The organism is Lentzea sp., assembly GCF_036380075.1.
In the GTDB taxonomy this organism is placed as follows: domain Bacteria; phylum Actinomycetota; class Actinomycetes; order Mycobacteriales; family Pseudonocardiaceae; genus Lentzea.
Genome location: NZ_DASVFL010000274.1, coordinates 1 through 15169 on the forward strand (window position 1 = coordinate 1; position 15169 = coordinate 15169).

The 15169-nt window shown below is 69.8% G+C and carries 12 protein-coding genes; 8 read left to right on the plus strand and 4 right to left on the minus strand.

The window, feature by feature from the left end:
- Nucleotides 1-33 precede the first annotated feature (33 nt).
- Nucleotides 34-729 (plus strand): PIG-L deacetylase family protein, encoded by a 696-nt coding sequence (locus VF330_RS29675; protein ID WP_330854992.1) that lies wholly within the window; start codon nt 34-36, stop codon nt 727-729.
- A 48-nt stretch (nt 730-777) separates the two neighbouring features.
- Here the strand turns inward: VF330_RS29675 and VF330_RS29680 are convergent, their stop codons facing one another.
- Nucleotides 778-2073, minus strand: coding sequence for a UDP-glucose/GDP-mannose dehydrogenase family protein (locus VF330_RS29680; RefSeq protein WP_330854993.1), 1296 nt, complete (start codon nt 2071-2073; stop codon nt 778-780).
- A complete protein-coding gene (locus VF330_RS29685; RefSeq protein WP_330854994.1) occupies nt 2073-3404 on the minus strand; it encodes a glycosyltransferase family 4 protein in 1332 nt (443 codons plus the stop codon). Before VF330_RS29685 ends, VF330_RS29680 begins: the two co-directional genes overlap by 1 nt.
- Before the next feature lie 111 nt (nt 3405-3515).
- Here VF330_RS29685 and VF330_RS29690 point away from each other — a divergent pair, with 111 nt between their 5' ends.
- From VF330_RS29690 to VF330_RS29700, 3 genes are read left to right on the plus strand one after another with little or no spacing between them, the layout of a single operon-like run.
- Nucleotides 3516-5516, plus strand: coding sequence for a glycosyltransferase (locus tag VF330_RS29690; RefSeq protein WP_330854995.1), 2001 nt, complete (start codon nt 3516-3518; stop codon nt 5514-5516).
- Between the two features lie 3 nt (nt 5517-5519).
- Nucleotides 5520-7343, plus strand: coding sequence for an asparagine synthase (glutamine-hydrolyzing) (gene asnB, locus VF330_RS29695; protein ID WP_330854996.1), 1824 nt, complete (start codon nt 5520-5522; stop codon nt 7341-7343).
- An 8-nt stretch (nt 7344-7351) separates the two neighbouring features.
- The gene (locus VF330_RS29700) at nt 7352-8575 is read left to right on the plus strand and encodes an MFS transporter (protein ID WP_330854997.1); all 1224 of its coding nucleotides are present in this window, start codon (nt 7352-7354) and stop codon (nt 8573-8575) included.
- Here the strand turns inward: VF330_RS29700 and VF330_RS29705 are convergent.
- Nucleotides 8547-9392, minus strand: coding sequence for a glycosyltransferase (locus VF330_RS29705; protein WP_330854998.1), 846 nt, complete (start codon nt 9390-9392; stop codon nt 8547-8549). The two genes, VF330_RS29700 and VF330_RS29705, sit on opposite strands and share 29 nt — an antisense overlap.
- Before the next feature lie 107 nt (nt 9393-9499).
- On the opposite strand from VF330_RS29705, the gene VF330_RS29710 reads away from it, so the two are divergent.
- Genes VF330_RS29710 through VF330_RS29720 form a run of 3 tightly spaced genes read left to right on the plus strand, consistent with a single transcriptional unit; the run spans nt 9500 to nt 13163 of the window.
- The gene (locus VF330_RS29710; protein WP_330854999.1) at nt 9500-10525 is read left to right on the plus strand and encodes a glycosyltransferase family 2 protein; all 1026 of its coding nucleotides are present in this window, start codon (nt 9500-9502) and stop codon (nt 10523-10525) included.
- Nucleotides 10522-11973: a lipopolysaccharide biosynthesis protein gene (locus VF330_RS29715; protein WP_330855000.1), complete on the plus strand. Its 1452-nt coding sequence runs from the start codon at nt 10522-10524 to the stop codon at nt 11971-11973. The genes VF330_RS29710 and VF330_RS29715 overlap by 4 nt, the downstream gene beginning before the upstream one ends.
- Nucleotides 11970-13163, plus strand: a complete 1194-nt coding sequence (locus VF330_RS29720) for a glycosyltransferase family 1 protein (protein WP_330855001.1) — start codon at nt 11970-11972, stop codon at nt 13161-13163. Before VF330_RS29715 ends, VF330_RS29720 begins: the two co-directional genes overlap by 4 nt.
- A gap of 7 nt (nt 13164-13170) precedes the next feature.
- Here VF330_RS29720 and VF330_RS29725 read toward each other — a convergent pair whose 3' ends face one another.
- Nucleotides 13171-14136, minus strand: a complete 966-nt coding sequence (locus VF330_RS29725) for a hypothetical protein (protein WP_330855002.1) — start codon at nt 14134-14136, stop codon at nt 13171-13173.
- Nucleotides 14137-14273: 137 nt separating this feature from the next.
- Here VF330_RS29725 and VF330_RS29730 point away from each other — a divergent pair, with 137 nt between their 5' ends.
- The gene (locus VF330_RS29730) at nt 14274-15119 is read left to right on the plus strand and encodes a hypothetical protein (protein WP_330855003.1); all 846 of its coding nucleotides are present in this window, start codon (nt 14274-14276) and stop codon (nt 15117-15119) included.
- Nucleotides 15120-15169: the final 50 nt, after the last annotated feature.

The window sequence follows — 15169 nt, forward strand, 5'->3', positions numbered from 1 at the left end:
CACGAGAGATTAGTTTCCGGGTACGTTCGCCGCGTGCAGTTCGCAGGACCGAGAACCTTGCTCGCGATTCACGCCCATCCCGGCGACGAGTCGACGTCGACCGGGGGCTTGCTCGCCCACTACGCCCGTCAAGGCGCCCGCACCGTGGTGGTGACGTGCACCAACGGTGAGTTCGACGACGCTCCCAACGGGGCCACCCCCGGTGAGGTCGGGCACCACCCCAAGGCCGTGGCGGCGCATCGGCGGGCCGAGCTGTACGCGGCCTGCGACGCGTTGGGGATCACCGACCTCGAACTGCTGGGCTACCACGACTCCGGGCTGACCGGCGAGGTGCCGGAGGGCGGGTTCTGCACGATCCCCGTCGAGGTGGCGGCGGGGCGGCTGGCCGCGCTGATCGAGTACTTCCAGCCGCAGGTCGTGGTCACGCACTACAGCACGCACCGCGACCACATGCACGCGAACCGGGTGGCGATGAGCGCCATCGAACGCACCGGCATCCCGGCCAAGCTCTACCTGACGGCCAAGGACGGGTCGACGACCATCGACATCAGCGAGGTCGCGGACGTCAAGCGCAAGGCGTTGCAGTGCCACGCCAGCCAGCAGGTGCACGGGGCGTTCGCGTTGCAGGAGCACTACTTCCGGGCCGTCGACATCACGGGCGCGCCGCTGCCGGAGACCGACGTCTTCGCCGGCATCACCACGAGCGGGCCCGACCTGCCGCGGTGGTGAGGACGACGGCGGTCGTCCCCACCGGGCGCGGCGAGGTCCCGACAGGGCTCAGCGACGGCCGAGCGACGTGCAGGTGAACCCGGCGCGGCGGATGACGTCCGGGTCCAGGATGTTGCGCATGTCGACGACGACCGGCTGGCGCACGGTGCCGGCGAGGCGCGCCCAGTCGAGCGACCGGAAGTCCGGCCACTCGGTCAGCACGACCACGGCGTCGACGTCCTTGGCCATCACGTACGGGTCGTCCACAACGGACACCGAGCCGAGGTCGCGGCCGCCGGGCAGCGCCGGGTCGTAGCCGACGAGCTCGGCGCCCGCCTGCTTGAGCATCGCCGCCACGGCCAGCGCCGGCGAGTCGCGCAGGTCGTCCGTGCCCGCCTTGAACGTCAGGCCCAGCAGGCCCAGGCGCACGTGGGACAGCGACCCGCCGCGCTTGCCGGTGACGGCGAGGCGGACCTTCTCGACCATCCGCTGGCGCTGGCGCTCGTTGGTGTCGATCGTGGCGCGCAGCAGCCGGAACTCGAAGTCGGCGGCGTCCGCAACCTGGAGCATGGCGTGCGTGTCCTTGGGCAGGCACGAACCGCCCCAGCCCGGACCGGGGTTGAGGAACGCCTGGCCGATGCGCTTGTCGTAGCCCATGCCCTCGGTGACGTCGGTGATGTTCGCGCCGAGCCGCTCGCACAGCTCCGCCACCGCGTTGACGTACGAGAGCTTCATGGCGAGGAAGCAGTTCGCCGCGTACTTGACCATCTCGGCCGAGGCCGCGTCCGTCAGCACCGTCGGCGCGCCGAGGCGGGCGTACAGGGCGGCGACGCGTTCGGCGGCGTCCTGCTGGTCGCAGCCGACGACGATCCGGTCGGGGTTGAGGAAGTCGTGCACGGCCGAGCCCTCGCGGAGGAACTCCGGGTTCGACACGACGGCGACGTCGTCGCGGCGCAGCAGCTCGGCGGTGCGCACGGCGGTGCCGACGGGCACGGTGGACTTGTTCACGATCACGCAGCCGGACGGCAGCAGCTCGCGCGTCTCGTCCACAACGGACTCGACCGCGGCGAGGTCCGCGATGCCGCCGACGCCCATCGGGGTCGGCACGCAGAGGAAGACGACCTCGGCGTCGGCCACGGCGGCCGAGGCGCCGAGCACGAACGACAGGCGGCCGGAGGCGAGGCCCTCGGCGACCAGCTCGGCGAGGCGGGGTTCGAGGATGTCGACCTCGCCGCGTGACAGCCGCTCGACCTTCGCGGCGTCGACGTCCGCGCAGACCACGCTGTGGCCGAGCGACGCGAGGCAGGCACCGGTGGTCAGGCCGACGTAGCCGGTGCCGACGACGGCGATCCTTCTGACGAACATCATTCTCCCGTTCGGGTCACGGCGAACGCGCGGAGCACGGCGTCGTCGCTCACGTCGATCATCTTGTTGCCCCACTGGTCGGTGCCGGCGCCGAGCGCGGGCCTGCCGGCGGGGAACGGGCCGCGCGAGACGAAGCCGGTGAGCCCGTCGAACACCGCCACGTAGTTCTCGGCCTGCGGGCGCCAGTCGAGCTCCGCCTCGCAGCGGCGCCGGCCCTCGAAGCCGAGGCGCGCGCGGCGCTCCGCGTCGTCCAGCAGGTCGAGCAGCGACGTGGTGAACGCCTCGACGTCACCCGGCTCGACGTAGACGGCGCAGTCGCCGGCGGACACCACGGTCTCCGTCAGCCGGTACGAGACGACCGGCAGCGCGTAGGCCATGTACTCCATGGTCTTGTTCATAGTGGACACGTCGTTCAAAGGCGACAACGGATCCGGGCCCAGTCCGGCCGACGCGGTCGACAGGTAGCGCGTGATCTGTTCGGGCCCGACACGTCCGGTGAACTCGACGTACGGGCCGAGACCCCAGGCCTTGGCCTGCAGTTTCAGGTCTTCGAGGCAGTCGCCGAAGCCCAGCAGCGCGAAGCGGACGTCCGTGCGGCCGCGGTCGAAGACGACCCTGCGGGCCACTTCGAGGACGCCGTCGACGCCGTCCTGCGGTCCCATGATTCCCAGGTAGGCCACCAGGTGTTTGCCGCCGCGTCGCAGGTCGTCCACGCCCTCGACAGGTCGCATCACGGTGGTGTCCGGGCCCGAGCGCACGACGGCGGTGTGCTCGCGCGGCACGGACCCGCGCGTCCACGCGATCTTCTGGTACGACGTGTTGGTCGACGTCACCCGGTCGGCCGTGCGGAACGTCCTGCGCTCCAGCCACTTCAGGATCCGGTACTGGAGCTTGCCCGCGACGCCCTTCGGCTCGCCGAAGCGGGACAGGAACACCTCGGGGTTGAGGTCGTGGTGGTCGAAGACGAACTTCACGCCGCCGAGCCGCCACAGCAGCGCGAGCGCCCAGTAGGTGTCCGGCGGGTTGCACGCCTGGAGCACGTGGAACCGCCTGCGGGCGCGGACCTTCACGCTCAGCAACGCCGTGCGCACCCAGCAGTACAGGAACTCCCACGCATAGCCCAGCGCACCCTCGGCCTGCGGCGGCGGAGCGTACTTGTACAGGTGCACTCCGTCGAGCAGCTGGTACGCGGGATCACCCGGTCCCTTGGGGCAGATCACCGAAACCTCGTACCCGGCGGCGGTGAGGGCACGGCATTCCAGCCACACCCGGCGGTCCAGCGGCACGGGGAGGTTCTGCACGATGATCAGCACGTGCGGCGATGACGTCACGCCTTTGTTCTCGTTCCCGGGGGCCAAACGGTTACAGCCGCGCCGCACTTCGTAACGGAGGTTCCGAAACGCTCGATGTAGCGGGCACAGGCCCAAAAACTAGGAGCGGTTGTGGAGCGGTCACCTGTCGCGGTGGTCATCGTCACGTACCAGAGCGAACAGGTCATCGGCGGATGCCTCGACTCGCTGCCCGGCGACGTCAGGGTCATCGTCGTCGACAACGCTTCCACCGACGGAACTGTGGCGGCCGCCACTCGCCCCGGCGTGGAAATCCTGCGCAGTCCCGTCAACGGTGGATTCGCCGCCGGTGTGAATGCGGGCATCAAAGCCGCGGAGGGGCACGACGTCCTCGTGCTGAACGCGGACATCCGGTTGCACTCCGGAGCCGTCGAGACACTCCGTGCGGCGAACAAGCCCATCACCGTTCCCCGTGTGGTCGACGAGAGCGGCGCGCTGTCGCACTCGCTGCGCCGCAGGCCGAGCGTCGCGGGCGCGTTCGCGGAGGCGGTGGCCGGTGGTGGCCGAGCCGGCCGGATCGGCCTGGGTGAGACGGTGACCGCTTCCGTCGCCTACCAGGGCGCGCACGCCGCGGACTGGGCCACGGGCTGCGCCTGGCTGATCACCAGGGAGACCATCGAGCAGCACGGCCTCCTGGACGAGCGGTACTTCCTCTACTCGGAGGAGACCGACTACATGCTGCGGGCCGGCGGCGTGTGGTTCGAGCCGCGGGCGACGGTCACGCACATCGGCGGCGAGGTCTCCACGAACGCCCGCCTGTGGTCGATGCTCACGTCGAACAAGGTCCGCCTGCACCGCGAGCTGCACGGCCGGTTCGCCGGGTTCCTGATGTGGCTCGCGATGGTCGTGAACGAAGGGCTTCGCGCGCGTTCGCCGAAGCACCGCACCGCGTTGAAGGGACTGTTCGGGATGCGGCGCTGGCCGGAGGAGGTGGCCTCCGAGGGCCCCAGCTACCTGTGCTTCAGCGCGCAGGACTGGTGGTACCACAACCGGGCGCACTCGGACTTCCAGCTCCTGCGCCGGGTCGCGAAGCACCGCAAGGTGTTGCTGGTCAACAGCATCGGCCTGCGCATGCCGTCGCCGGGCAAGAGCACGCAGTTCCTGCGCCGGATCCTGCGCAAGGCCAAGAGCGTCGCGATGCTCGTGCGGCAGCCGATCCCCGAGACGCCGAACTTCTACGTGATGACGCCCGCTCCCCTGCCGTTCTACGGCAAGCCGTGGCTGCGCAAGCTGAACTCAGTCCTGGTCAGGACTCAGGTCCGCGCGGTGTGCTTCTTCCTCCGGATGGGCACGCCCGTCGTCGTCGCCACGATCCCCACCGCCTGGGACGTCGTGCAGCCCATGAAGACCAAGGGCCTGGTCTTCAACCGCTCCGACCGGCACTCGGCGTTCCCCGAGGCCGACCAGGGCACGATCGCCGGGCTCGAGAACCAGCTGCTGTCCAATTCGGACACCGTGCTCTACGTCTCACGGGCGTTGCAGGACGAGGAGTCCGCGCTGACCGGTGACCGTGCGCACTTCCTCGACCACGGAGTGGACGTCGACCACTTCACCCGCCGCACCGAGCTGCCCGCGGACATCGCGTCGATCCCCGGCCCGCGCATCGGGTTCTTCGGCAGCCTCGACGACTACCTCGTGGACTTCGACCTCATCGAGAAGGTCGCTCAGGAGTTCCCCGACGCGTCGGTCGTGCTGATCGGCGACGCCACCTGCTCGATGGAGCGCTACGCGAAGTACCCGAACGTCCACTGGCTCGACTTCCGGTCCTACGAGGACATTCCCGGCTACGGCTCCGGCTTCGACGTGGCGCTGATGCCGTGGCTCGACAACGACTGGATCAAGCACGCCAACCCGATCAAGATGAAGGAGTACCTGGCCCTCGGCCTGGCCGTGGTGTCCACGGACTTCCCCGAGGTCGAGCGGTACGCCGACGTGATCAGGATCGCGTCCGGCGAGGCCGACTTCATCGACCGGATCCGGCTCACCCTCAAGGACGGCGGCCTGAAGACCCCCGCCGAACGCCGCGCGGCCGTCCTGACCGCGTCGTGGGACTCCCGTGCCCGTGAACTGATGCAGCTCGCCGAGGACCGGTAACCCATGTGCGGAATCGCAGGCGTCAGACGGTTCGACGGCGCGCCCGTCTCCCGCGAGCTGCTCGCCGAGATGGCGAAGCGGCTGCACCACCGCGGCCCGGACGACAGCGGCTTCTGGTCGGACGGGCCGATCGGCTTCGCCCACACCCGGCTCTCGATCATCGACCTGGCGGGTTCGCCGCAGCCGATGGCGGGCGCGTCCGGCACGACCACGATCGCGTTCAACGGCGAGATCCTCAACTACCGGCAGCTGCGCACCGACCTCGCGTACCCGTTCCGCACGAACGGCGACACCGAGGTGCTGCTGGCCCTGTACGAGCAGCACGGGCCGGCGGCGGTGGCGAAGCTGCGCGGTCAGTTCGCCTACGCGATCCACGACGAGGCGACGCGCGAGACGCACCTGTTCCGCGACCGGCTGGGCATCCTGCCGCTGTACTACTACGCGGACTCGGCGATGTTCGCGTTCGCGTCGGAGATCAAGGCGCTGCTGCCGGCGATCGGCGCGGCGGAGGTCGACCAGGAGTCGCTGCACGACTACCTGGCGCACCGGTCCGTCCCGGCGCCGTACACGCTCGTGCGCGGCGTCCGGAAGGTGCCGCAGGGCCACCACCTGGTCGTCACGGCGTCGGGCGAGGTGCGGACCGAGGCGTACTGGGAGCTGCCGCGCGAGTCGGAGATCCGGTCCGTGACGCCCGAGGAGGCCGTGCGGCTGGTCGACGAGGCGCTCACGGCCTCCGTGCGCGACGCCCTGGTGGCGGACGTGCCGGTCGGGGCGTACCTGTCCGGCGGCGTCGACTCGTCGTTGATCACGGCACTGGTAGCGCGGGAACGCGGTGACGCGGAGCTGCACACGTTCTCCGCGGGCTTCGGCGACCCGCGCGTCGACGAGATCCACTGGGCCGAGAAGGTCGCGGGCATCGTCGGCAGCCGGCACCACAACGTGATCGTGACGGCCGACGACTTCCGCGACAGCTGGGCGAAGCTGTCCTGGCACCGCGACGCGCCGCTGTCCGAACCCGCCGACGTGGCCGTGTTCCGCCTGGCCGAGCTCGCGCGCCGGGACGTGAAGGTCGTGCTGTCCGGCGAGGGCAGCGACGAGCTGTTCGGCGGCTACCCCAAGTACCGCTTCGCCCAGGCCACCCGCCTGGCCGGCGCCGCGCCGTCGTTCGCGCTGAAACGCCTGGAGAAGGCGCTCCCCGCCTCCAAGGCACGCCTGGGCATCGCCCTGCGTGCCATCGCCGAGCCGTCCTACGCCGAACGCATGCGCGGCTGGTTCGCGCCCTTCACGGTGGCCGAGCGCGCGGAGCTGCTGGGCGGACCCGCGTCGAGGTCCGTGCTGGCCCCGTACGAGAACGGGCGCGGGGACGCGTTGCGGCGCATGCTCTACGCCGACTCGCACACGTGGCTCGCCGACAACCTCCTGGAGCGCGGCGACCGCATGTCGATGGCGGCGTCGCTGGAGCTGCGGCCGCCGTTCCTGGACCACCGGGTGGCGGAGCTCGCGTTCGCGCTGCCGAGCAGCGTCAAGGTGCGCGGCGGCACGACCAAGTGGGTCGTGAAGGAGGTCGCGCGCAAGCACCTGCCCGCCGACGTCGTCGACCGGCCGAAGTCGGGATTCAAGGTGCCGTTGGACGCCTGGTTCCGCGACGGCCTGCGGGACATGGCGTACGACCTGCTGACCGGGCCCACGTCGTTCGTGGGCAAGACCTTCGACCGGGCCGCGGTGAGGTCGCTGCTCGACGACCACGACTCGGGTGACCGCAACGAGCAGCCGCGCATCTGGACGCTGCTGTCGCTGGAGGTCTGGCACCAAACGCTCAGCTGGTAGGTCATCTCATGTACGTCGCCTCGTCGCGCCCCTCCAAGACCGACTTCCGCAAGCGGTTGCCGGGCACCGTCTTCGCGCTCGGCACGGTCAGCCTGCTGACCGACGTCTCCGCCGAGATGATCACGGCGTTCCTGCCCGTGTACCTGCTCTTCACGCTCCAGCTCGGCTACGCGCAGTTCGGCCTGCTCGACGGCATCTACACGGGTGCCACGGCCGTGCTGCGGCTGGTCGGCGGCGGTGTCTCGGACAAGTTCCGCAAGCCCAAGGCCGTCGCGGCCGCGGGCTACGGGCTGTCGGCGGCGACCAAGCTGCTGTTCCCGCTGGTGGGCGCGTCGCCGTTCGGCATCGGCACGCTGATAGCCGCCGACCGGGCCGGCAAGGGCATCCGCACCGCGCCCCGCGACGCGATGATCTCGCTCGCCACCCCGGAGGACCGGCTCGGCGCGGCGTTCGGCGTGCACCGCAGCATGGACACGGTCGGCGCGCTGCTGGGGCCGCTCATCACGTTCGTGCTGCTCGCCCAGATCGGCATGGTGCCGGGACCGATCTTCGCGGTGTCGGCGGCGTTCGCGGTCGTCGGGCTGATCGTGCTGGTGTCGTTCGTGCGGGAGCCGAAGGCCGAGAAGCCGAAGGGGCCGCGGCCGTCGTTCCGCGCGGGTCTCAACCTGCTCACCGACCGGCAGTTCCGCCGCACGACCATCGCGGCCGGCCTGCTCGGGCTCGCGACGGTGTCCGACGCGTTCGTCTACGTGCTGGTGCAGAAGGCCACGAACATCTCGCTGGGCTACCTGCCCCTGCTCCCGCTCGGCACGGCGGTCGTCTTCCTCGCGGCCGCCGCGCCGCTCGGGAAGCTGTCGGACAGGGTCGGGCGCTGGCGGATGTTCCTCTGTGGACACGCGCTGTTGCTGGGCGTGTACGCGTTGCTGTTCATCCCGGAAGGCGGGATGGGGATCGCGATCGCGGCCCTGTTGCTGCACGGGTTGTTCTACGCGGCCACCGACGGCGTGCTGTCGGCCAAGGTGAGCGAGACGGCGCCGGAGTCGCTGCGGGCGTCCGGGCTGAGCGTCGTGCAGACAGGTCAGGCACTCGGACGTCTCGTGTCGTCCGTCGCTTTTGGACTGCTCCTGCAGTACACGAGCATCTCGGTCGGCGTCACGGTGGCGCTGGCAGCGCTCACCGTGACGCTGATCGCCAGCTACGGACTCAACCGCGAGCAGCCAGCTTCTGCTTGATCGTCTCGAAGCCGTTCTTGCCCAGCACCTTCATGGCCGCGTTCTTCGCGGCCACGCGGCCGGAGTCGCGCATGAACCGGATCGGCTGGTCCACCAGCCGGTCCTGCGCCTTCGCCACGACACCCGGAGCGGTCACGTCGTCGAGCGAGTCGCCGAACGCCGCCCTGTAGGGCTCCGGCGAGACGAGACGGCCGCGCGTGCGGTTGGAGACGTTGCCGCCGTGCACGACCTGGAGCCACGCCGGCGCGCCGCCCAGCTCCACGACGGGGAAGTGCAGGTGCATCTGGTTGTGCCAGTGCGCCCAGCACGTCACGGGCTCGTCCCACGACTCGCGGACCGACACGAACGCGTTGTGCCGGTCGACGCGGTGGTAGAGGCCGCCCGGCGACTTGATCAGACCGTTGACCAGGTAGTACGCCGCCGTCGTGGTCGGGCGGGGTGCGGCGCAGAGGCGTTCCACGAAGTCGACGGCGAGACCGTCGTCGTTGTCGAGGTTCGTGGTGATCAGCTCGGAACCGGTGCGCGAGAAAAGCGACCGGATGTCCGATCTCAGCTCTTCCCGCGACACTTCCGCGCGGTAAACGGGCGTGTACGCGTCACCGTGCGAGGCGATTCTGTCCTTGAGCCATTGCGGTGATTCGGGGTCGAAATAGATGAGCCAACGCGTCCGTTCGTCCGTCTGCGCCAGAACCGATGGCAGGCAGTAGCGCTCGAACAGCGCAACGCGTTCGGTCAGCCATCCTTCCTTTGCCCGGACGTAACTTTCGGCGCCCTTCGAAGGCAGGTTGAAGCGCGTCAGGATGACGTGGTCGGCCATGACTCCCCTTACTCCGGTCATCGCCTACATCGCCTGATGGACCCAAAACGTTCCGCTAACGAATGCGCGCGCAGACCGATACCCAGGTTGTGCCAACGCTCCCCACGGTGGATGTCGTGATCCCCTGCTACAACTACGCCCATTTCCTGCCCGCCTGTGTCCGCAGCGTCCTGGACCAGCCCGGCGTGGACGTGCGGGTGCTTGTGATCGACGACACGTCATCGGACAACACGCCCGAGGTGATGGCCGAGCTGATGGCCGCCGACAAGCGCGTCGAGGGGTACCGGCACGAGGTGAACAAGGGGCACATCGCCACCTACAACGAGGGCCTGCTCGACTGGGCGACCGCCGACTACACGGTGCTGCTGTCCGCCGACGACCTGCTGGCGCCGGGAGCGTTGCAGCGCGCGGCCGCGGTCTTCGAGCAGAACCCCGGCGTGGGCATGGTCTACGGACGCGTCGTGTACTACAGCGACCACGACGCGTTGCCCAAAGTCGCACAGCTGCCGACGACGTCGAAGGTCTGGCGCGGCGAGGAGTGGATCGAGAACCGCTTCCGCAGCAGCCGCAACGTGATCTCCTCGCCGGAGGTCGTGGTGCGCACGAAGGTCCAGCAGCAGGTCGGCGGCTACCGCTCGGACCTCCCCCACGCGGGCGACCTGGAGATGTGGCTGCGGATCGCGGCCGTGTCGGACATCGGGTACGTCAGCGGCAAGCCGGGCGCGTACTACCGGGTGCACGAGAACTCCATGATGCGCACGACGTTCAAGTCGGTGTTCGCCGACCTCGAACAGCGGCGTGACGTGTTCGACCTCGTCGTGGAGCAGAACCCCGGCCTGCCGGCGCGCTTGAAGACGTTGGCGCGCAAGGCCATCGCGGGCGACGCGCTGTGGCGGGCGGTCCGCCTGCACGACCGCGACCAGCTCGACGGCACGGAGAAGGAGCTCCTCGACTTCGCCAGGGAGACCTACCCCGGCCTCGAGGAGCTGCCCGAGTACCGCGCTCTGCTGCGACGCCAGAGGTTCAGCCCCTCGTTCCTCAGTCGCACGCAACTCTTCCTCGCCCCGCACGCCTTCAAGAGGGCGAAGCTGTGGGTCGGGACCCAGCGGTGGAAGTGGCAGGGCGAGTGGTGAGCACGGTCGACCAGGACAAGGGACAGCTCGAAGGCAGGGTGTCGTCGGCGATCCGCTGGAGCGCGATCAACTCCCTCCTGCAACGGCTCGCCGCCGTCGGCATCAGCATCCTGCTGGCCCGGCTGATCGCCCCCGAGCAGTTCGGCGTCTTCGCGGTCGCCCTCGTCGTGCTCAACATCGTCCTGAGCGTCTCCGAGCTCGGCGTCAGCGCGGCGCTGGTCCGCACGAACGAGCCGGTCGAGGAGATGGCGCCGACCGTCACGACGCTGTCGCTCGCGTCGGGCGGTCTGCTCGCGTTGATCTGCGTCGTCGGCGCGCCGTGGTTCTCCGGCGCCATGGACGCGCCCGAGGCGACCGGTGTCATCCAGCTGATGTCCGTCGCACTGGTCATCGCCGGAGCGACCGCCGTGCCGGGCGCGATGATGCAGCGCAACTTCCGGCAGGACCACAAGTTCTACGCCGACACCGCCGCGTTCGTGGCGGGAACCGCCGTCGCCGTCGTGCTCGCGCTGATGGGGTTCGGCGCGTGGAGCCTCGCCTGGCAGCGGATCGCGCAGAACCTGTCGGCCGCGGTCATCATGTTCTGGCTCACGAAGGACCGGTTCCGGCCCGGCTGGAACCGTGAGCAGGCGGGCGAGCTGCTCCGGTTCGGCCTGCCGCTCGCCGGGTCGAGCCTGCTGATCTTCGGCGTGATGAACGTCGACTACATCGTCGTCGGCGCGATCCTCGGCACGGTGCCGCTGGGCTTCTACCTGCTGGCGTTCAACCTCGCGAGCTGGCCGGTGGCGGCGTTCTCCGCGCCGGTGCGCAGCGTGTCGCTGGCCGCGTTCTCGAAGGTCCGCGAGGACCCCGAGCTGTTCCAGAAGGCGTTCGGGCGCGCGCTGGGGCTCCTGGCGCTCGTCACGGTGCCCGCGTGCGTGTTGCTGGCGGCACTGGCCGAGCCGCTCATCCGCGTCGTCTACGGCGAGCGCTGGGCCCCCGCGGCGACCGCCCTGGCGTTGCTGGTGCTGCTCGGCGCGGTGCGGGTGGCGCTGGAGCTCGGCTACGACTTCCTGGCGTCCGCCGGCCGGTCCAAGGCGATCCTGTGGATCCACCTGGTGTGGCTGGGCGCGCTCGTGCCGCTGCTGGCGCTGGGAGCGCACCTCGACGGCATCCGCGGGGTCGCGGCGGCGCACGTGATCGTCGCCGTCCTCGTCATCACGCCCGCGTACCTCGTCACGTTCAAGCCGTACGGCATCCGCGCCGGCGCTCTCGGCGCACGGCTGCTGCGCCCGTTCCTCGGCGGCGTGCTGATGGTCGCCGTGGTGCTCGGGGTGCGGTACGCGATCGACAGCGAGGTGCTGCAGATCCTCGTGGGCGGCGCGCTGTCGTGCCTGGCCTACGCGCTCGTGGTGTTCCCGATGAGACACGAAGTCCTTGCCGTGCTGAAGAAGAGGGCCAACGCGTGAGACGCCTGAGGCAGGTCACGAAGATCGTCCGGGAGCAGGGTGCGAAGCAGCTCGGCGCCCGGCTGCTCACCGCCGCGTCCCGCCGGCTCGGCGTCGAGGGCGAGGACATGCCCGTCCGCCTGGAGGACGTGCGCCGCGCCGACGTCGACGAGCGCAAGCCCGTGCGGATCCCGCCGGTCCCGCCCGGTGGCCGGCTGACGGTCAACTGGGTGACCACTCCTCCGTCCAAGGGCTCCGGCGGCCACACCACGATGTTCCGGCTCATCCGGCACCTGGAGTCGGTCGGCCACACCTGCAAGCTCTACCTGTACGACACGTTCGGCAACACGGTCGCCGACCTCGAACCCGGCATCCGCGAGGCGTTCCCGTTCTTCCGCGGCTCGATCCACGACGTGGCGGACGGCATGGCCGACGCGCACGCGGTGTTCGCGACGGCGTGGATCACCGCCTACCCGGCGTTCAACGACCCGTGCCAGGGCAAGAGGTTCTACCTCGTGCAGGACTACGAGCCGTGGTTCTACCCGCAGGGCGGCCTGTACACGCTGGCCGAGAACACCTACCGGATGGGCATGCACGGCTTCACCGCCGGCCGGTTCCTCGCCGACAAGGTCCTCGACGAGCACGGCATGCCGGCCGACCACTTCGACTTCGGCTGCGACGCCGACCGGTACTCGCTGCAGGGCCAGGAGCGCGACGGCATCGTCTTCTACGCCCGGCGCAAGGCGCCGCGGCGCGCGTTCGAGCTCGGCCTGCTCGCGCTGGAGCTGTTCGCCGAGCGGCACCCGGACCTCAAGATCCACGTCTACGGCGAGAAGATCGGGCAGCTCGGGCCGCAGTTCGTCGACCACGGCCTGGTCACCCCCGACGACCTGAACGCGATCTACAACCGCTGCTTCGCCGGGTTGTCGCTGTCGATGACCAACGTCTCCCTGGTGCCGCACGAGATGCTCGCCGCCGGATGCGTCCCCGTGGTGAACGACGCGCACTTCAACCGCGTAGTCCTGGACAACGACCACGTCCGGTACGCGGCACCCACCCCGCACTCACTGGCGCGTGCTTTGTCCGAAGTGGTCACATCGCCGGACTTCGACGCGACCGCCCGCGCGGCCGCGTCCAGTGTGGAGGGACGTTCCTGGGATGCGGCAGGACTCGAGCTGGAGAAGGTGCTCGGCCGCGAGCTCGCCACGTGACCTGCGGCTACGTCACGGGCGAGGGCGAGGTGGCGTCCGGGATCAGGACCTCGGCGGGCTTCGAGCCGTCGGCGGGGGCGATGTGAACGGCGGGCAGCCGCGCGTCCTTGGGCACCGCGGCGAAGGCGACCTCGGTGTCGCTGAGCCACGTCGTCTGGTCGTCGATGCCCGCCGTGCCCGGCAGCCGCTTCTCCTCGTTCGTGGTGAGGTCGAGCACCGCGAGGTCCCACGGCCCGAGGCGGCCGATGCGCTTCTTGTAGGCGACCTTCGTGCCGTCCGGCGAAAGCGAGGGACACTCGGCATCGCGGCGCAGCGACGTGACGGACTTGCTCACGAGGTCCCCCTTCACCAACCAGGTGAATCCGCCACTCGCCAGGGTGGCGTAGAACGTGAGGTCGTTCTCCCCGACGGTCAGACCCCAGTAGTTGGCGTCACTCGCGGTGAGCGGGGCACCCTCCACTGTGGCCGCGAAGTGTTCGATCGACTCGACGGTCTCCCCCGTGCGGATGTCGAAGAACCCCGTCCGGGTGGAGAAACCGCCGGGCACGGAGTACGAGTCGCCGGTGACGAAACTGGTCCAGGAGACGATGTTGCCGGACTTCGAGACCTTCGCGCGGCTCGGGATGCCGGGCAGCGGGACGGTCTTCACCGGCTTGCCGTCGCGGCTGATCTCGGCGGCGTAGGAGGGGCCTGGACCGGAGAGCTTGAGGCAGACGCTCGTGCCCGCGGAGGTGTAGAACCGCTGGCAGGCGAGGTCCGTGGGGGTGCGCGCACCGCCCTCGGCGAGCTTCTCGACGCGGTTCTGCCCCCCGGCGAGGTCGACGAACAGCAGGTCGCCGGTCTTGGCCTGCGACACGGCCTCCGCGCCGGCCGGCTGCTTCGCGTCGGTCGCGGCCGACATGACATAAGCCGCCGTACCGCCGATCACAACGAGGATGGCCGCCACCGACACGGCCAGTCGTCGCACACGCATTCTGCCTCCTGGACTCCTCTCCTTCATCGCCGCCGCGCTACCGGCTGTAACAGTTGGCGGCTCACCCCGATTTTCCTGGTGGGCGATACCCTGCGGACAGTGCGTTCGCAAGACCGAGCCGCGGATCGGGGATTTTGATGGACTTCTGGGGCACCGTACGAGTGCTGCGGCGGCGGTGGTACATCGCCGTGCCCGCAGTGCTGCTCACCGGCGTCCTCGCCCTGTACGTCTACGTCACCGTTCCCACGCGGTACGAGTCGAGCGGCGTGCTGGTCCTCACCTCCCCCGCCGCCGGCGGCCGGTACTCGGAGAAGACCAAGCCCGAGGACGTGGTGAAGGTCAACCCGCTGCTGCAGTTCGACGGCAGCCTCACGACCACCGCGCAGATCCTGACGCAGGTGCTGGGCGACCCGAAGACCGCGGAAGAGCTGGCGGGCAAGGGATCGACGGCCACCTACACCGCGAACACCGGTCCCGTCGGCGGTCCGCTGCTGTTCATCTCGACCGAGGCCGACTCGGCCGAGTCGGCGGAGGGCCTCGTCGGCAAGGTGCTCGAGAAGACGGTGAACGAGCTCGCCGCGCAGCAGAAGGCGTTGAACGCGCCCGAGCAGACGTTCATCACCGCCCAGATCCTGGTGAAGCCGACCACGGCGTCGGCCAAGATCGGCGGCAAGGTCCGGTACGTGGGCGCGGCCACCGTCGTGCTGCTGCTGCTGACGATCGCGTCGACGTTCGCCGCCGACTCGATCATGAACCGGATGCGCAGGCGCAAGAACGACGAGACCGGCGACGAGCCGGAGTCCGAGGTGGACTCCCCCGCGCCGCCGCCCGTGCCGTCGCACGCCCCCGCGGCGCGACCGCAGCCGAACGGCAACGGCCAGGCCGCGCGGCCGCCCCAGGGCGTGCCGAACGCCCACCAGAAGACCGTCATCATCCCCGCGCCCAAGCCTCCGAAACCGGCATGGCCGACGAAAGACGACTGACGCAACAGCGCGCCGACGGCGCCACGCTCGTGATCTTCTACGTGGTGGCG